13 protein-coding genes are annotated in these 17900 nt (G+C 53.5%); 1 reads left to right on the forward strand and 12 read right to left on the reverse strand.

What is annotated here, in order from left to right; genetic code table 11:
* Positions 1–46: 46 nt before the first annotated feature.
* From ACZ5C4_RS15425 to ACZ5C4_RS15440, 4 genes are all read right to left on the reverse strand, one after another.
* The gene (locus ACZ5C4_RS15425) at positions 47–385 is read right to left on the reverse strand and encodes a plasmid mobilization protein (RefSeq protein ID WP_062807342.1); all 339 of its coding nucleotides are present in this window, start codon (positions 383–385) and stop codon (positions 47–49) included.
* A 2-nt stretch (positions 386–387) separates the two neighbouring features.
* Entirely contained in the window at positions 388–1206 is an 819-nt protein-coding gene (locus tag ACZ5C4_RS15430; RefSeq protein WP_262395555.1) for a DUF3848 domain-containing protein, read from the reverse strand.
* A gap of 1 nt (position 1207) precedes the next feature.
* The gene (locus ACZ5C4_RS15435; RefSeq protein WP_464522360.1) at positions 1208–8038 is read right to left on the reverse strand and encodes an SNF2-related protein; all 6831 of its coding nucleotides are present in this window, start codon (positions 8036–8038) and stop codon (positions 1208–1210) included.
* 830 nt (positions 8039–8868) lie between these two features.
* Positions 8869–9213: a TnpV protein gene (locus ACZ5C4_RS15440; RefSeq protein WP_442856779.1), complete on the reverse strand. Its 345-nt coding sequence runs from the start codon at positions 9211–9213 to the stop codon at positions 8869–8871.
* Between ACZ5C4_RS15440 and ACZ5C4_RS15445 the strand changes: the two genes are divergently transcribed.
* A complete protein-coding gene (locus ACZ5C4_RS15445; protein WP_242971754.1) occupies positions 9212–9979 on the forward strand; it encodes a hypothetical protein in 768 nt (255 codons plus the stop codon). The genes ACZ5C4_RS15440 and ACZ5C4_RS15445 overlap by 2 nt on opposite strands.
* Positions 9980–10074: 95 nt before the next feature.
* Here ACZ5C4_RS15445 and ACZ5C4_RS15450 read toward each other — a convergent pair whose 3' ends face one another.
* The 8 genes from ACZ5C4_RS15450 to ACZ5C4_RS15485 are packed head-to-tail and all read right to left on the reverse strand — an operon-like array spanning position 10075 to position 17898.
* Positions 10075–10290 carry a transposon-transfer assisting family protein gene (locus tag ACZ5C4_RS15450; protein WP_062807348.1) on the reverse strand — a complete coding sequence of 72 codons (216 nt, stop codon included), beginning with the start codon at positions 10288–10290 and terminating at the stop codon, positions 10075–10077.
* A gap of 1 nt (position 10291) precedes the next feature.
* The gene (locus ACZ5C4_RS15455) at positions 10292–13660 is read right to left on the reverse strand and encodes an LPD28 domain-containing protein (RefSeq protein ID WP_154520287.1); all 3369 of its coding nucleotides are present in this window, start codon (positions 13658–13660) and stop codon (positions 10292–10294) included.
* Positions 13661–13666: 6 nt separating this feature from the next.
* A complete protein-coding gene (locus ACZ5C4_RS15460; protein WP_062807350.1) occupies positions 13667–13945 on the reverse strand; it encodes a hypothetical protein in 279 nt (92 codons plus the stop codon).
* Positions 13942–16041: a type IA DNA topoisomerase gene (locus ACZ5C4_RS15465; RefSeq protein WP_205839275.1), complete on the reverse strand. Its 2100-nt coding sequence runs from the start codon at positions 16039–16041 to the stop codon at positions 13942–13944. Before ACZ5C4_RS15465 ends, ACZ5C4_RS15460 begins: the two co-directional genes overlap by 4 nt.
* On the reverse strand, positions 16022–16714 hold the full coding sequence (locus tag ACZ5C4_RS15470) for a hypothetical protein (RefSeq protein WP_062807352.1): 693 nt from the start codon (positions 16712–16714) through the stop codon (positions 16022–16024). The genes ACZ5C4_RS15465 and ACZ5C4_RS15470 overlap by 20 nt, the downstream gene beginning before the upstream one ends.
* Complete coding sequence (locus ACZ5C4_RS15475; protein ID WP_062807353.1) at positions 16711–16905, reverse strand: hypothetical protein; 195 nt, start codon at positions 16903–16905, stop codon at positions 16711–16713. Before ACZ5C4_RS15475 ends, ACZ5C4_RS15470 begins: the two co-directional genes overlap by 4 nt.
* Complete coding sequence (locus ACZ5C4_RS15480) at positions 16902–17657, reverse strand: DUF4366 domain-containing protein (RefSeq protein WP_154520289.1); 756 nt, start codon at positions 17655–17657, stop codon at positions 16902–16904. The genes ACZ5C4_RS15475 and ACZ5C4_RS15480 overlap by 4 nt, the downstream gene beginning before the upstream one ends.
* Positions 17647–17898 (reverse strand): DUF4315 family protein, encoded by a 252-nt coding sequence (locus ACZ5C4_RS15485; RefSeq protein ID WP_062807355.1) that lies wholly within the window; start codon positions 17896–17898, stop codon positions 17647–17649. Before ACZ5C4_RS15485 ends, ACZ5C4_RS15480 begins: the two co-directional genes overlap by 11 nt.
* Between the last annotated feature and the right edge of the window lie 2 nt (positions 17899–17900).

Consider the following 17900-nt stretch of genomic DNA (forward strand, 5'->3'; position numbering starts at 1 on the left):
CGAAGAAACGCCGTTCCTCCCTCCGCAAATGGAGTATCTTTCCCTGTTATGAAAGTTTAGAAAGCTGGGTAAGGATTTCCTTCACCCCCTCCCACAGTTGTTCCTGCCGCTGGGATATATCCTCCAAATCAGCATCATAAACCCGCCCGGTCTCATGCACTTTACGGGTCAGCTGATTCAAGTTGTTGCTGCTTCGGCGCATCAGGGAGACCAGCTCCTTCAGTTCCGGCAGATCCAGCTGCACCACATACCCATCCAGTGCCATTTTCCGCAGATAGGCACTCAAATTTTCTGTCCCGTATTGCTGCATCTTTTGATGGATCAGCTCCAGTTCCTCTGCGGATACCCAAAACAGCACCGGAACATCCCGCTTACGCTTTGCCATAGTTATCGCTCCGGTTCCCGTTTCTTCGGGGCGGCAGGCTTGTGGGCAGGCAGTTCCTGCTTGAGCTTATCCCGTACAGAGGGACGGGACGGTTGTATCTTTTCTCCCTGAGTACGGCTGAGCTGCTGTTCTTCTCGCACCAAATCAATAAAACCATCCAGTACAGCAGGGTGGCTGTTCAGGACATAACCACAACGGACAGTTTCGGGATTATCGTTGGGAATGGTCTTAGCCCATTCCTTATTGCGTCGGGAGTAACGCCCATCCCAGTCCTGAAGCTGGACGGTGTTGGCAAGGACCAGCGCCACACGCTCCATGCCATAGTTCTCGATCACACCCTTTGCCGCATCGTGACTGAGATACATTCCGTCGAAGTGTTCCCGCACCGCCGCTTCAATGGACTCCTTGCATTGGAGATTTACATTGTTGGAAGTTCGGTACTGCTCCAGCTCCCCATGTTCTCTCGCATAGGCGGCAGAGTAGGGATAGACCGGTGTTGTTCGCAGTTCCTCTTTAGCTCTGCACACATCATCGGCTCGACTTTCAATACTGTCCCGGATCACATCCATGTGGCCGGTCTCCAGCTTTTCAAAATAGCGGTACACATCCGCCAGCGGCGAGGGAGATTCCAAAAGTGCCTGAGCCTGGGCGTCGGTCAGCTCCAGTTCCTCCATCGCCATCACGATGTCCTCACGGACAGTATACTCATAGGTGTGGTGCAGGATTTCTTCCGGGGGCTGGCTTTTCAGCCAGTCCCTGAATTTGTCCTGCTCAGCAGCCATCTTTTCATAAAGAGCCGTATTCAGATCGTTGGTATTCATGTTATCGCACCTCCTCATGCTGTTTTGGTTTCTTATCTGTACTGCGGGGCGGCACCGGGCGTTTCAGATGGTCCAATACCGAAGGCCGTGTGCTTTTGGCAACGACAGCTTCATCGTGTGCCGGTCCCTTTCCGTCGATGTTGAGCAGGGTATCCAGCTCCACCAGGCGGGCGTTTTTGCTTCTCAGTTCTTCTTCATAAAGGAATGGCTTTCCGACTTCCTCCTTTGCGGCAGCCTGCTGCTGATAGAGATTATCCAGCTGTGCCTTTGCCGCCTCCAGACGCTGGGGCATCTGGGCGAGGGCATTGTCGATACGGGTAAGATTTCCGCGAGGGTCTGTACCAAGGGTTGCCCTGTGGGTCATCTGTCCTTTCAGCAGGAGCGTATATTCCTGTTTCCAAGCGGAAAATTCCACGGACATGGCATAGCCCCGGTAGCTGCCGATCTGCACCGGATCGGAGGTTTTGACCTCCTTGCAGGCATCCAAAAGGGCTGCACCGGCGTTCTCCTTATCGGTCAGCAGGTCGCCACGGATCTCCATACCGGCAAAGCCGTCCTCCGGGTGTGGGTGAGCTGCCAAAACCTCAAGGTCAGATTCAAAGCCCTTGATAAAGCCCTTGTGCTTTTCAATCTCCTCCGGGAAGTATTTGAGCAGCTGGTCCTCCAGACGATATTGCTTGCTCTGGTGGTCGGCTTTCATCAGCTTCAGGCGGGATACCTCCACATCCAAATCCATACGCTCTTTGATACGGGGGTCTCCGGCACACAAAGCCTTAATCTCTGCAAAACTGAGGGCGGTTTCATCCACATCATCGCAGGAGCGCACCGGCGATTTAGAAGTCATGATCTGGCTGATGAATTTCTGCTTGTTCTCCACTGTCTGCCAGAGGTATGCGTCAAAGGTTCCCTCGGTCACATAGCGGTACACATGAACAAGGGGGTTCTGGTTGCCCTGACGCTCGATACGCCCCTTTCTCTGGGCAAGGTCTCCGGGTCTCCACGGACAATCCAGATCATGAAGTGCCACCAGACGGTCCTGCACATTGGTGCCTGCGCCCATCTTGGCGGTGCTGCCCAAAAGGACACGAACCTGACCGGTACGGACTTTAGAGAACAGCTCCTTTTTCCGCACTTCGGTATTGGCTTCATGGATAAAAGCGATCTGGTCGGCAGGCATCCCCTGAGCAATGAGTTTCTGACGAATATCGTCATATACCGTAAAGGTCGGTTCCTGTTCCGGCAGAGGCACAGCGCCTTCCAATGCGTGAAGCAGTGGATTATCCAGCGTTTTCGCCGCCTTGCTTGCAGGAGCTTTGGCCTGTGGTGTAGAAATGTCGCAGAACACCAGCTGGGTCAGCTTGTCAGCTTTGCCGTCCCGCCAGATCTGCATGATGTTGTCCACACACTGATTGACCTTTGTGCCAGGTTCGTCCGGCAGCATCTGGTTGACGATCCTCTGGTCAAGCCCCAACTTACGGCCATCCGAGGTAATCTTGAGCATGTTATCCTGGGACGGGTCAACAGTTCCGCTGTGTACCAGCGATGCGCGCTCCGAAAGGGTCTTGACCATTTCCTGCTGATGTTCGGTGGGCTGCGCCACGATGTTGTGGTACTCCACTTCCGGGGTAGGGAGATTTAACTGGTCGGCAGTCTTAATGTCCGCCACTTCTTTGAACAGGTTCATCAGCTCCGGCAGATTAAAGAACTTGCTGAATCTCGTTCTTGCCCGGTATCCGGTGCCTTCCGGTGCCAGCTCCAATGCTGTGACGGTCTCCCCAAATCGGGAAGCCCAGCAGTCGAAGTGGGTCATGTTCAGTTCTTGCAGGCGTTCATATTGAAGATAACGCTGCATGGTGTAAAGCTCGGTCATGGAGTTGCTGACCGGTGTACCGGTGGCAAAGATCACGCCACGGTTTCCGGTGATCTCATCCATATAGCGGCACTTGGCAAACATATCGGAGGATTTCTGCGCGTCCGATGTGGAAAGACCAGCCACATTCCGCATTTTTGTGTATAAAAACAGGTTCTTGTAGTTGTGGGCCTCGTCCACAAACAGCCGGTCCACACCCAGCTGCTCAAAAGTTACCACATCATCTTTTCGCCCCTCGGCTTGCAGCTTTTCCAGTCTGGCTTCCAGAGACTTTCTGGTACGCTCCAGCTGCTTGACGGTAAAACGCTCGCCGCCGCTGGCCTGCACCTCTGCGATACCCTCGGTGATCTCGTCGATCTGCTCATAGAGAAGCCGTTCCTGACGCTCCCGGCTGATGGGGATACGCTCAAACTGGCTGTGTCCCATGATGATGGCGTCGTAGTCACCGGTCGCAATACGGGCGCAGAACTTCTTGCGGTTATGGGTCTCAAAGTCCTTTTTGGTTGTGACTAAGATGTTGGCAGAAGGATAGAGGCGCAGAAACTCCGATGCCCACTGCTCAGTCAGGTGGTTGGGAACCACAAAGAGAGATTTCTGGCACAGTCCCAGGCGTTTGGCTTCCATCGCAGCGGCCACCATCTCAAAAGTTTTGCCTGCGCCTACTTCATGTGCCAACAGGGTATTTCCTCCATACAGCACATGGGCGATGGCGCTTTTCTGGTGTTCCCGCAGGGTAATGGCTGGGTTCATGCCGCCAAAAGTGATATGGCTTCCATCATACTCACGGGGACGGGTAGAGTTCATTTCTTCGTTGTACTGGCGCACCAAAGTCTGGCGGCGCTCCGGGTCTCTCCAGATCCAGTCCCTAAAGGCTTCCCGGATCGCCTGCTGTTTTTGAGCAGCCAGGGTGGTCTCCTTGGCGTTCAGCATGCGGCGCTCTTTTCCGTCTGCGTCCTCTATGGTGTCATAGATACGGACATCTCGCAGATTCAGGCTGTCCTCCAAAATCTTGTAGGCGTTGGCACGGCTGGTTCCGTAGGTGGTGTAGGCTGCCACATCGTTGTAAGATACAGAAGATTTCCCCTTGATCTGCCATTCAGCGGTAAAGGACGAATAGTTGACCTCGATACTGCGCTGGAGATAAAACGGGGTGTTGAAGGTCTCGTACATAAACTGCTGGATGTACTCTTTGTCGATCCAGGTAGCGCCCAGACGCACCTCGATCTCCGACGCATCCAGGTCTTTGGGCTGGGCGGCGGTAAGAGCTTCCACATTGACTGCATAAACCGGGTCCTGCTGTGCCGCCCGCTGCGCCTGACGCAGTTTGCGGCGTACATTGCCGGAAAGGTATTCATCAGCAGTCACATAATGGGGTGTGCCGTCTTTCTCCAACTGTCCCGGTACACGGAAGATTACGCCTTGCAGCTCTCCGGCCAGTTCTTCTTTTGTTTTTCCGGTAAGCTGGCTCATATAGCTCATATTCACGCAGGCTTTTTCCGAGATAGACACCGCCAGTGCTTCGCTTGCTGTATCCACCACAGCCACCGCCTGATGGGGCTTGATGGTCCGTTTGGTGAACATATCCGCCTTGCGTTCCAGCTTTCCGTCCTCGTCGATGACTTCCAGCGCACAGAGCAGGTAATAGGAAGAATCATCTGCATAGGCCAGTCGGTTTGCACGGTCATTGATAAGGCCATATTTTTCAGAAAAGCTGTCATACAGGCTGTTCAGTTCCGCCTGCTTTTGGGTAATGGTGCTGTCCGGAACCGCTGCATCCATCTGAAGGTCGATCAGTTCCTGCACACAATCACGCAGTCCCACAAGACCTTTTACGCGGGCTTCTGCGGTGGTGTTGAGATCCGGGCGCACCATGCGGCTGTTTTCCCGGTAGTACACCTGCCCGTCTACAATGGCATAGGAATAGTTCTTCACATTAGGATCGGCAGGAATGAAGGTGTCAATGGCTTCGCCTTCGCCCAGCTCCGGCAGCTCTGCCTCCTGATAAGTGCCATGAATGTACTTCACAGCATCATGCAGCTGGTCGGAAAGCTTCAGTCCCTCGATGGGGTTCACGGTGTAGTCCATACCATGTGCAGTGCTTACCGGCTCCTGTCTGCCCAGCACCATTTCCGGATGGTCGATAAAATACCGGTTGATGGTAAACCCGTCCTCCGTCTGTCCGGTCTGGGTCCATTCCGGCACGATGTCCAACGGGTGGTCCCGCTTTTGGAAGAAGATGATGTCCGATACCACCTCGGCACCGGCATTCTTTTTGAACGCGTCATTAGGCAGACGGATAGCTCCCAGCAGCTCAGCACGCTGGGCAAGATATCGGCGCACGGTGGAATCCTTGGCGTCCATGGTATATCGAGAGGTCACAAAAGCTACCACACCGCCGGGACGCACCTGGTCCAGTGCTTTGGCAAAAAAATAGTTATGAATACTGAAATTCAACTTGTTGTAGGCTTTGTCGTTGACCTGATACTGACCGAACGGCACATTGCCGATGGCAAGGTCAAAGAAGTCACGCCTGTCGGTGGTCTCAAAGCCGCCTACTGTGATGTCCGCCTTGGGATAGAGCTGCTTTGCGATGTGCCCGGAAACAGGGTCCAGCTCCACGCCGTACAGACGGCTGTTTCGCATTTTCTCCGGCAGCATACCAAAGAAATTGCCCACACCCATAGACGGCTCCAGAATATTTCCGGTCTCAAATCCCATACGGTCCACCGCTTCATAGATGGCCTGAATGACCGTAGGGCTGGTGTAATGGGCGTTGAGGGTAGAGCTTCTGGCGGCGGCATATTCCTCCGGGGTCAGCAGTTCTTTTAGCTGGGCATACTCTAAAGCCCATGCCGGTTTCTCCGGGTCAAACGCATCAGAGAGACCGCCCCAGCCCACGTATCGAGAAAGAACCTCCTGCTGTTCGGGGCTCGCCTGCTGTCCGGCAGCTTCCAGCTCTTTCAGCAAACGAATCGCATTGACATTTGCCTGGAACTTGGCTTTCGGACCGCCTTCGCCCAAATGCTCATCGGTAATGCGAAAGTTTTTTGCATTGCGGCGCAGGTTAGCCTTGTATTCCTCATAGGAGGCTTTCTCGGCAGCTTTGGCATTGGGGAAGGTCTGCCACTGGCCATTGACCTGAATGGAAACCGGGTGTTCGTCCAGCACTTCCTCAAAGGTTTTCTCCGGCTCAGTCACAGGGGCTGGTGGCTCCGGCTCCTCGATATGCAGTCGTTCCACCACCACATCATAAGGCAGATTGTTCTTATCGCCCGGATAGACGGCCATGGTCTCGGAATGGAAGGTTGGGGATTCGGTAGCCGGTTGGGGCTGTTCCTGTCCAAAACCGTCCTGCTGACGGGCATACATCCCGCGCAGCAAAGGCGCAACCTCATCCCAGCGGAAATACAGCATAGCCAGACGCTTTTCCTCTGCATCCATGACTTCCAGTTCTATGCCCTGTGCCGTGGTACGGTAATCGGCAATATCGCCGGTCTCCAGATTCAGTGTCTCGATCTCACCGGAATAGGCTCTGCTCAGCCAGTAGGCAATCTCGCTGTTGCTCCTGCCGGATTGCAGCAGCGTGGAAATCTTCTTTTTATCCGCTTCATCCATCAGTCCATGAGCCAATACATCCCGCAAGTCCTGATCTGCCTTGTCCGGGTCAGTAGGAAGAAACTCGGTATAGTAAGCATTGCGGCGGTCTGCCCGAAGCAGCTGCTCGAACTGTTCTTTGCGCTCTGCCCGGTAGATGGGATATACCATCCCGGTGGGCAGAAGCTGTACGGTGTCCTCACGCAGCTCGGTGATCTGATAGGCGTCATCCTCGATATACACGGTATCGCCCACGGCATAGACCAGGGCAGCAGGGTCATAGGATGTTCTTTGCGGAGTTGGGCGGCGAACTGCATCATATTCCTCATCGGAAATAGCAACTTCGGAAGTCTGCTCTGTCTCAGCAGCTGCGATCTGCTCTACATCCGACATCACCTGTTGGATAAACGGATCATTGTCCAGTTTTTCCGGGTCTGCCACCTGGCCGTTGACAATCCCTCTTTCCTCCAGAGCTTCCCGGATGGCGATTGGGTCGATGTCGTCAAAACGGTCCTGTTCTTCTTCGGTATAGAACCGGTCCTCCTGAATGAGCTGGGCAAGCCTGCGCTGTACCTTCGGCCAGGGCAGCTGCGTTTCCTCCGGGCTGCCGGCACGGACAACGAACAGGCTGTTGCTGTTACTGCCGCCGTATTCCTGAGCCAGCCATGCGGCGGTATCTTTTTCTCTTGCATGGTCTTTCATATAGCGGACAACAGCGTGTTTACTCTCGATATTGCCGTTCCATGCACAAAGGGCAGTATCAATATCTTCCTGAGAAAGAGGGCGCAGAAGCTCATGGAGCTTTGGATAGGTCTCGTCGATCACTTCCCGGTGCAGACGCTGGCGGAACTCCGGTATATCAGAATAAAGGCGGATCAGCTCCATATCCTTAGAACCAAGGACCGCACGGCGCACAGCAGCATTGCCCTCGATGACAGCATTTTCACGGTCAGAATGACCGCAGGCATTGCGGTATGCGGCATCCTCGGAAATAGCGGCAGTTACCACAGGCTTATACTGTTCAAACTGCTCCCGAAGGGTGGGCTTTGGAGTTTCTTCCTCCACCTCCGGCTGCTGGGCTTGGATGGCATCTTCTTCGGCCAGTTCCTTTTCAGCCTGGATTTTGTCATACTGCGCCTGTTCCTGTTCGGTAAGATAGCGGCCCTTCTGGACAAGAGAGGTAATGCGCTTGGCAACATTTTCCCAGTTCAAGTGAACATCCGGGCAGTCCTGCTTTTTATAGTGCAGCCCTTTCCCGTCATGATCTTCACCGCTGTGTGTTGCGCCGGACAGTGCATGAGAGCGTCCGCCAATGCCATACTCGTCTTTGAGGAATCTCACTTTTTCTTTGTCTGTGTGGTTTTCCATGAAGAAGGCATAGATACGACCTTTTCCTCCGGCAAAACTGCTGCCGCCGGTTATGGCGGCGTCAATCTCATCCTCGGTAATGAAGCGCTGAACGGTTGGCACTTGGGAAAGGTCTGAAGAAAAGGTCCTGCGTGGCAGGTCAAGGTCCTTCAGGTTCTCCCAGATCTCCCTTGGTCTATGGTAATGAAAACGCAACAGGTCACGGTCCTGCTGATAGGCAGTCCAGAAGGCAGCGTATTCTTCCTTGAGTGTCTGGCGGAAAGCCGGGTCACTCAGCTGCTCCGTCAGGCGGCGGGTCTCCTCCGGGAACCCATTTCCTTTGATCTCTGACAGGCAGGACAAATATCCGGCTTCTCTGGCTTCCTCGCTGAAATCGTGGTACAGATGCCAGAGCTTTTCTGAAAGGAGGGATCGTTCATAGCCTGCCGCTTCTGTAAGTTCTACATTGGAGGCAAACTGGCCGCTCTCCAAAAGCTCTCCGATACGCTCTGCGGCGCTCTCCCAGGAAATGACCTGGGCAGACCTGTCATAACGGACAGACTTCCCATGGGAAAGATGGATACCATCCTCGGCATACCATGCGCTCACACTGCCAAGGCCGTTGCCGCCGTGGTACAGCGTTTTCAGTATCTCGGCAATTTCTGCGGTGGTTTTCTGCTTTTCAAAGGCTGCAACCACACGCTCCCTCTGGCGGTCTGTATTGCCGCCCAAACGCAGCACATGGTCAATATCATTTTGGGCAAAAGAAAAAGCAGAGGATGTATGCGCTACATTCTCTGCTTCATCTATGGATTGGATCTGTTCCGCTTCGGAGAGGAACAGGTTTAGGGTCAGCTGTTGATAAGCTCCGCCATCAGGATTTCCTCGGCCTGGGCTTTGCAGGTGTTCATCAGCCCCACCCACTTCATGGGATTGCTGGCTTTCAGTTCCTCGGTGGCTTCCGCTTCCTTCGCCAGCTGGGGTATCATCTGCTCCAGTCTGTTCTGGGCGGTCTCGTCGATCTCCAGAAGGTGCGGGTACAGCTTCTCGCTCAGCAACATCTGGTTGTAGAGGATGGGACGGTGTTCCTTCAGATAGGTTTTCCTCATCCTTCCGTACTTGCCCAGGGGTTTCTCCGGCTGCTGGCTCAGCTTCAGGTCGGGAATCAGATAGTCTCCGTTCTGGATGTAGGTCATGGGATTGTTCATCTTGCTTGCTCCTTTCTTGGTTGGCTTCGCGCTCTGCATTTCGGACGGTAACGCCGATCTGCCGCAGCACCTGCTGGTTGATCTGGCTGACCGCTGTTCCCAGCGCCCCGATGGTGGACGGGGTGTTGAAATCAAAGATCGCCATGAAATCTTCGTGGTCGAAGTAGCGTTCCGGCTCCAGTCCGCAGCGGGACATCAAAGCATAAGTGATGCTGACGGTGGCGGCTGCCTTAAACTGCACTCCGATGTTATACTCATCATATTCCTCCAAAAAGGAACCGTCAACGATATAGAAAAAGTCCTGCTGATGCTCTGTCCAGTATTCCTCAGCCAGTTTTCCGGCTACCTCGGTGAGCTGTCCGGCAAGGTATTCACCGGAAACATCGTAGGTGCGCTCCAGCATGGCCTGCACCGAATCCAGATGGCGCTCCTCCAGCTGCCACAGCCAGGGAGTGCGGGAATGTTCACGGGTTCCGGTGTCGGAAATGTCAAAGACATAGCGCAGGCGCGGTCTGTCCCCGGAATCGTCCACCAGAGCGATCCCCTTGGAGCCGCGTCTTACATACCGGCCCATCTTTTCATTCCACAAATCGTACTCTGCACAGGCGGTGGCGTCCGGTCGCTGGGCGTAGATCATCAGCTGCTCATGGAACGGGTACTTGTAAAGACGGGAAGCAGTGGTGAGAAATCCCGCCCATTCCTGCCAGCTCCCCGTGAGCTGTGTTGCCACCTTGTCCGCCATCTGTGCATATAGTTCAGCTTTGGTTGGCATGGTGTTCTGTCCTCCTTTCGGTTTTGGGGTAAAAGGTGGGGTGGCAAATTGCCACCCCATCCCTGCGGTTATGGTGTTTACTGGTCAAAATCCGGGTACAGCTCCAGCTGGGCAAAGTCCTCATCGGTCATCGCACAGAGCTTCGTAAGGGTGCTGTCGGTCAGTTCCCTCAGTTCCGTTTCCTCCGGCGAAAGCTCGCCGCGCATCTCACGCAGGCTGTCGATCAATCCGGTGCGGCTGCCGGTATTGTAAATGCACATCAGGTTCATTTCCTCAAAAGTAAAGTTTCCCATATTAAATCTCCCTTTCCGCACTCTTTTTGGGTGCTGTCTTTTTGTGTTCTGCTTTGGGCTGGCTTTTCAGCTGATCCACAACGGATTTTTTCTTTTCCCGTTCCTCCCTATGAACGGCGTCAGCCAAGTCCATCAGGGAAATGGGCTGACCGCTTCGGGCCTGCTGTTCCAGCTCTGCCACCGTAGGCTCTTTTGTGCCATTGTTGATGATGCCGTCGATCATGCCGTAATCGTCCTCCACGGCCATCTCCGCATTTTTCAGCGGATTTTGCGGCAAGAATCCGGGTATCTGGGTAAAACCAACGCTGTCACAGTAATGACAGGATACCTTACCGTCCTGCTTGATCGCAACGATGTCGCTGACGCTCATGGAGGGGCTGTGATAGTCCACAGGTTTTTCCAGATTGAATTGCTGATAGAGTTTTTCCAGCTGCTCCGGCACAGTGCCAGACTCACTCAGCGGAGCGGTGTAGATTAGGTCATAATTGCTGCGGTCTATGGAAATGCCATGGGACTTTAACCAGTCCAGATTCATAAAGCGCACATTCTGCGGATCGTCACGGCTTACCTGATAGATGGCAAAGCAATCTCTGTTCTGGGAGAGAAATGCCTGTTCTCGTTCCTGCTGATGTTCCTGACGCTCCATGACCTTTTCGTGGAACTGAGGGCTTTTCTCCCATTCCTCACGATCCACGCCAAAAAGACCGCCATGATCCATGATTTCCTGCGGGTCAAACACCATGCTCTCCGTATTATCCTCATGCAGCACATAGACGGTCAAATCGGCGGCATCCAGTTCCAGCGCCCGTTCTCTGGTAACAGGAAGCATCCCATCATAGGAGTAGCCGTATTCCTGCATATCCGGTGTGGAGACCTGCTCATCGGGCATGGGGTATTCATCCAGTGCCTGCTCCTGTGCCTCCGGCAGCTGGGAAGAAGCGGCCATCTGACCGACCTCTGCCTGCATCTGCTGATAGGCAGCTTCCTGCAAGGTCTCAATCATGGACAACGGTGCGTATTTTACCGAGTCTCTGCCCAAATCGTTGTCATCACAAATCTGAAGAACTGCCTTCATGCGGGAAAGCTCCGGCATATCCATCTGACCGCCATCCATCTCTTTCATGGACGCAGCATCATAAAGGGTATAATCCCAGCCGCTGTCACAGGGCTGGATATGAAGATAGGTGGCATCGTCGATCAGAAACAAAGCCTCCTGCTGGTTGGCGTCCGCCCCCAGCACCTCCATTTCCGGTATGGCCGCCGCCAGTTCCTTTACCGCTTTCTGCACCAGCGGATTGTCACGGTAATAGTCGATTGCCTGGATGGTATCCAGGTCAATGGTCTGCCCGGTCAAAATCGGAAAAGGTCCTTCATAGTCGCTTCCGTCTTTCAGCTCAAAACCAATGCCCTTGATCCCGTTCATTCGCTCTGCCGGAATTTCCTGATAAATGCGGACCGCTTCCTCCAAAGACAGGTTATCGTGGTATTCTCCGAGGTTTGGAAACTCCATGCACTCTGCTACATAGTAGGTTAGATTGCCGGTCGGCTGCTCTATCGGGGCGGTTTCCGGCTCTGCCTTTGCATTGGGGTCAATTCCACGCTCTTTGCAGATTTCCTTATAGTGGCGCTCAATGTCAGAGATCAAAGTGCCGGAGGTCTTATTGATGGTCTCCAAACTGGCTCTCAGCTCTTTCAGTTCCTTGCCCCGACTCCAGCTTGCAATATAGCCGAAGCTGTTTTCTCCGGTCTCGATGCCAAAATACTTGCAGACTGCATAGGAGATGCTTTCAGCCTCCACTTCCTCCGTGTGGCGGTCTTTCCTCTGTTCTTGCAAAAACTGGGCGAGGGTAGAAAAGCCGCCAACAAAATTCAGCCCTTCTTCCTCGGTCAGCATCAGGCGTCCATCTTCCGCCAGCTCCAGCGGCTCTGTCAGCAGAACGGAACCTGCATGGTTTACAACCACTCGTTCTTCTACACAGACCGGCTCTCCGGGGTCGTAGTCAGAACCGCGCAGGTCATAGCAATAAACGCCCTCCGGCAAATCATCACGGGCAATCCGCCCGTTGGAGAACAGACCGGGTTTATCAAACATCTCGATCTCCTGATATTGCTCGTCATTGGCAATCTGAATCTTTTTCTGATTGTGGAGCTTGCTGTGGGCAATCTCGTGTACTGTGGCTGAAACCGTCTGCACCTCACTCATGCCCTGACGAATGGCGATTTTCTGATGATCGGCAGAAAAATAACCGTCCGTATCGGCGGCCATTGCTTCAAAAGTGATCGGCACCGGCACGCTGCGGCGCAGGGCCTCCATGAATGCCTCATAATTTGGTACATTGCCGGAAAGGGAGGAAGCAAGCTCCGGCAAAGGTTTCCCATCAGTCTGGCTCACATCAAAGACCTTGACCGGGCGGAACATGGGGATTTCGATTTCTTTTTCCTCTGTGATGATCTTTCCGTCTTTATCCAGAATCGGAGCCTTGGTATCCGGGTCCAGTTTCTGCTCCTCGATTTTCTTCTTGTACGGTGTGGGGGCGATGATGGTAATGCCATGCTCTCCCTTTTTAACATGACGCTCAAACTGGTCTTTCCACTTATTGTATCCGGCTACCAAAGTGGCGTCCGGCTTCTGCATATAGATGAGCATGGTGTTGTTTACCGAATAGCGGTGGAAGCGGGACATAACGGACAGATAGCGCATATACTTTTCACTCTCAAACAGTTCCTTGATGCCCTGCTCGATGCCGTCTGTGATTTCCCTTAGTCGTTCTCGGTTGGTGGGTTTGTTCTCAGCCATGATTTTCAATCTCCTTTCCAAGTGTGTGATTTCTGCTGTGTGTTCTGCAATCCATGCCTTTTGTTCTTCTTCACTTTCATAAAGAAAAAGATCCAGCAGGTACTCCACATAGGTTTTCTTATGGATTGCTTCCACAAAGCGGGGGTGCGGTTCTTCCTCCGGTGTCTGGGGAGAATTGTCGGCCTCCCATTTTTTCAGCAGATAGTAGTAATCGGACAGTATGCGATAACACCTCTGCCGGTCCTCCCGAAACTGCTGTGCCTCGGTTTTCTGCCGGACATACCTCCTGCGGGGAGGGGCCTGACTGTCATAGATCAGGCCAAAGTCCTGTGCCAGTTTCTCCGCCGCTTCTTTTGGGGAGAGGTCAAAGAGTTTTGCGGTAAAGTCGATCACATCCCCATCTGCACCGCATCCAAAGCAGTGGTAACGCTGGTCTACCTTCATACTGGGGTTCTTATCATCGTGAAATGGACAGCAGGCCATGCCAGTTCGACTGACTTTTATCCCGTAAAACTCTGCCGCTTCTCTGGTGCTGACCGACTGCTTGACTGCTTCAAATACATTCTCTGCCATGTGCCTTTAACTGCCGGCCTTTCTCACAGGGGGCTGGTATCCGGCAGCTTTCGCACGCTCACTGGCAGCTTTGCGGCGTTCTGCGCTGTATGGCTCCCTGACTGATACACACCGCTTGGGGACGGTAAAGTTATGGGCATCCTTTCGGGTAATCTGGTCGGGGTGCTTTTTTGCCAGCAGTTCCAGCTTCTCCATCAGACGGGGATCATGGGTGTAGACCTCAGCCATTGGTTCTGCCTGGTTATAGAGGAGAATGGTTTCTCGTTCCGCTAAAGAGAGCTTCATCGGCTGCCTCCTTTCCGCTGGTCAAATTCCAGCTTGAAGTTAGCGTACTGTCCATCATCCTCCAAAACCACAGCGGCATCGTAGGTCTTTCCGGTTTTCTCCGAATATAGGCCCGTTACACGGACACGGCCATCTTTCAGCAGTGCAGACACCACAGCCTTGGTGGGCTGTTTTTTCTTGGCAGCCCACCATTTGTTATTTTTCCAGATTGCAAATTTGCAAGAATCATTCTGACAGAAGAAGCCTTTTTGCAATTCTGCAACTTCACCGCCGCAGCGGGGGCATTTGCCCACCACCTCACGGGGCGGAGTGAACAGGTACTCGGTTCCCTTGATGACCTGATAAGTTCCCACCAGATCTTTCAGCATGGTGCTGATCCCGTCCAGAAACTCCTCCGGGGCAAGCTGCCCGCGCTCGATCTCTCCCAGGCGGTACTCCCACTCGGCAGTCAGAAGCGGCGATTGCAGCTGTTCCGGCAAGACTGTTATCAGGGAGACTGCATCGTGGGAAGGGAGAAGCTGCACCGTTTTCCTGCTCTTTTTTCGTTCCAGAAAACCGGCAGATACCAGCTTTTCCAAAATACCGGCACGAGTGGCCGGTGTCCCCAGACCTTTTCGTTCGGCATCCTCCGGCATATCCTCTTTTCCGGCAGTCTCCATCGCGGACAATAGGGTGTCCTCCGTAAAGTGCTGAGGCGGACTGCTTTTGCCTTCTTTGACGATTGCCGCAGAAACCGAAAGGGTCTGTCCTTCGGTCAGCTCCGGCAGGGCTTTCTCTGCACCCTCTTTTTTCGGCTCTGCATCCTTCATTTTGGCACGGTAAGCGTCCTCCAGCGCTTTCCATCCGGGGTGCTTCACTGTTTTTCCTTTGGCGGTAAACTCCCCACCGGCACACGCTGCAATCACAACGGTTTCCGAATAGATATGGGGCTGGGCTACGGCACACAGCAGACGCAGGGCCACCAGCTCCAGCACCGCTTTTTCTCCCGCAGGAAGGGCAGAAAGGTCTGCATCCTTGAGATTTCTGGTAGGGATTACTGCGTGGTGGTCGGTTACTTTCTTATCGTTGATGACTGTCTGCGGATCACAGGTAATGGCGATCCCTTTGCGAAACGGCATAGCATTGGCAACCAGATTGACCAGCACCGGCAGGCTGTCTGCCATATCACCGGTCAGATAGCGGCTGTCAGTACGGGGATAGGTGCAGAGCTTCTTTTCATACAGGCTTTGCAGATAGTCCAGGGTCTGCTGAGCTGTAAATCCAAGCAGGCGGTTGGCATCTCTTTGCAGAGTAGTCAGGTCATAGAGGGCAGGCGGCTTTTCGGACTTTTCCTTGCACTCCACCTTTTTGATTGTGACAGCTGCACCCTGACAGGCTTCTTTCAGCTGCTCTGCGCTTGCTCGGTCACTCATGCGCTCCCCGGATACGGTAAGACCGGGCAGCTCCAGCGCCACGGTATAAAAGGGAACCGGCTTAAAGGTGTCGATCTCAGCTTCTCGCTGGACAATGAGCGCCAGCGTTGGGGACATCACGCGCCCGATATTGAGGGTGCGGTGGTACAGCACGGAAAACAGCCTTGTGGCATTGATTCCCACCAGCCAGTCGGCCTTAGCGCGGCAAAGAGCAGCATCCCGAAGCCCGTCATAGTCCGCACCGGGGCGCAGGTTTGCAAAGCCCTCCCTTATGGCGGAGTCCTCCATCGAAGAAATCCAGAGCCTTTTCATCGGCTTTTGGCAGCCTGCCAGCTCATAGACACTTCGGAAGATCAGCTCGCCCTCGCGTCCGGCATCACAGGCATTTACCACCTCCGTCACATCCGGGGCGTTCATCAGCTTTTTGAGAATATCAAACTGCTTTTTCTTATCCTTTCCCACCACCATCTGCCAATGCTCCGGCAGAATAGGCAGGTCATCATATCGCCACTTTGCGTACTTGGGGTCATAGCTGTCTGCGTCCGCAAGACCGGCCAGATGGCCCACACACCAGCTGACACGCCAGCCACCGCCTTCCAGATACCCGTCCTTACGGGCAGTTGCACCGATCACCGCCGCCAAACTCTGGGCAACTGATGGTTTTTCAGCAATCACCAGCTTCATATTCTTCAACCTCCCATTCTTCCCGCACAGGCGTGTGCAGTTTTTTCTCAATGCTGTTTTCCTCATCCAGAAGCAGGTTATAACCAAACCGGTAGTCATAGCGGTACAGTTTCCCCAGCAGGTCATTGATGATGATGCGGCAAGCCAAAATGACACGAGTTTTATCCACCTGCATCAGCTGGTAGCGTTGATAATTGCTGTAATATTCTTCATGGCGGTGGGTATTGCGGACAGCATCTTCAAGCAAACTTTCTACTGCATCCTGACAACCATCCTCTTTTTCACCCTCCATACAGTTCAGAAGTTCCATTACCATAGGAAAGCTCTGTTCATCCATAGGAGCTTCTGCTGCAAGAAAACCGATCAGGGCAGATAAGAGCAGACGGGCTGCTGCCTGTTCCTGGTCCGTCAAAACAGCCATCGTTTTCTCCGCATTTGGCAGAATCTTATCTTCCACAAAATCTGCCGCGTCACCGGAATAAAGCTGACGGACAGAATCTATGGATAATGAAACCATCACGGCATCCTGAGAAAAGTCAAAGGAATCTTCCTGTTTTGCTTTTCTCCGAAGTTTGTTTAACATGGTAGAAAGAATGTCTCCGCCAAAATACACGGCGATCACCAGCAGGTCAAAAACAACAATCAGCTTGATAAATATAATCAGAACACTCATTTTTTTCGTTTCCTTTCTTTGAGCCATCGTTCCATTTCCCGGTGGCAGACGCCTACGCAGGGACTTCCATAATTCCCGCAGCCATAACAGGGGTGGCTTGGGGGTAAAGAAGGAGGACGGGAAGTTTTCTTCCCGCCCTCCGGCCTGCGTGTCATCATGCGTTCATAGGGACTGTCTGTGAAACGGGTCATTTCATGCTGTCCTCGTCATCATTTTCTGCGCTGCCCCCGTCAGCGTCAGGCTCGTCCGACTCCTCATCCTCGGTTTCCCATTCCTCGGAATCTTCCTCGCCATAATCATAATCGTCCAGACTGTCATTGCCCTTGGTCTTAGGCTTGTTCTTAACGAGCTTCAAGTAGGCAAATACACCACCTCCACCAAGCAGAGCCAGCAGCAGGATCAGCGCAGCCGGGTTCAGTCCGGCAGGCTTCTCTTTTTCTGGCTTCGGTGTTTCTGCCGGAGGTTCCGGTGCTTTTCCCGTACATTTACTCTTATCCGTTACACAGACCGGACAGGCCGTATTGACTGCCCCTGCTTCACATTTCTTCGTGCAGCTGCACACCGCAGGCGGCTCCTCTTTGGCATTTCCATCTTCCATCAGCGCCATCAGGTCCGCTTCATCCACCTGGTTCAGAAAGTGAACAGCAGTCTTTTTATCCTCATTGGCCCTGTCGATCAGGATATAAAAATAGTTGCCTGCCTTGGTGGTAACGGTAATGAGCTGCTTGTTGCCACCAAAATCATCCACCAGAGCAGCATTGCCATCCGGGGTCAGCGGAGGTGCTTTTTCGGGTTCTTCCACCACCACATTGCTGTCATTAGTGGTATCCTCTGCCGGGGGCGGCGCTGCGCCCTGGGCAAAAGCGTGAACGGTAAAGCCCGATGCCAGAACCAGCGTCAGGCAAAGGGCGGAAAGTGTTCGGAGCAATCGTTTATTCCTCATAGCTGTTTTCCTCCTGTTCGTTGTTGTCATCCACCATACTGCCGGGAACTATGCCTCCGGACAGCATGGCGCTTAGCTGAGCCGGGGTCATACGCAGTGCGCGCACCATCTGGACGATCTCCAGATTTTCCGCCTCGGTTTTCTGTGCCTCCAGCACCTTGAGCTTTTCCTGATATTCCGCAATCTTCTCGCGGACCTTGGTAATCTCCTGGTCAATGCGTTCAATTTTGTTCTTTGCCATCG

This window comes from Mediterraneibacter flintii, assembly GCF_055387595.1.

Excerpts from the sequence above, each read along its gene's own strand:
- ACZ5C4_RS15465 (WP_205839275.1), bottom strand. The coding sequence starts at position 16,041 with ATGAAGCTGGTGATTGCTGAAAAACCATCAGTTGCCCAGAGTTTGGCG.
- ACZ5C4_RS15480 (WP_154520289.1), bottom strand. The coding sequence starts at position 17,657 with ATGAGGAATAAACGATTGCTCCGAACACTTTCCGCCCTTTGCCTGACG.
- ACZ5C4_RS15445 (WP_242971754.1), top strand. The coding sequence starts at position 9,212 with ATGGGATTGTTCATCTTGCTTGCTCCTTTCTTGGTTGGCTTCGCGCTC.
- ACZ5C4_RS15455 (WP_154520287.1), bottom strand. The coding sequence starts at position 13,660 with ATGGCAGAGAATGTATTTGAAGCAGTCAAGCAGTCGGTCAGCACCAGA.
- ACZ5C4_RS15435 (WP_464522360.1), bottom strand. The coding sequence starts at position 8,038 with ATGGAAAACCACACAGACAAAGAAAAAGTGAGATTCCTCAAAGACGAG.
- ACZ5C4_RS15440 (WP_442856779.1), bottom strand. The coding sequence starts at position 9,213 with ATGACCTACATCCAGAACGGAGACTATCTGATTCCCGACCTGAAGCTG.
- ACZ5C4_RS15485 (WP_062807355.1), bottom strand. The coding sequence starts at position 17,898 with ATGGCAAAGAACAAAATTGAACGCATTGACCAGGAGATTACCAAGGTC.
- ACZ5C4_RS15470 (WP_062807352.1), bottom strand. The coding sequence starts at position 16,714 with ATGAGTGTTCTGATTATATTTATCAAGCTGATTGTTGTTTTTGACCTG.
- ACZ5C4_RS15460 (WP_062807350.1), bottom strand. The coding sequence starts at position 13,945 with ATGAAGCTCTCTTTAGCGGAACGAGAAACCATTCTCCTCTATAACCAG.
- ACZ5C4_RS15425 (WP_062807342.1), bottom strand. The coding sequence starts at position 385 with ATGGCAAAGCGTAAGCGGGATGTTCCGGTGCTGTTTTGGGTATCCGCA.
- ACZ5C4_RS15475 (WP_062807353.1), bottom strand. The coding sequence starts at position 16,905 with ATGACCCGTTTCACAGACAGTCCCTATGAACGCATGATGACACGCAGG.
- ACZ5C4_RS15430 (WP_262395555.1), bottom strand. The coding sequence starts at position 1,206 with ATGAATACCAACGATCTGAATACGGCTCTTTATGAAAAGATGGCTGCT.
- ACZ5C4_RS15450 (WP_062807348.1), bottom strand. The coding sequence starts at position 10,290 with ATGGGAAACTTTACTTTTGAGGAAATGAACCTGATGTGCATTTACAAT.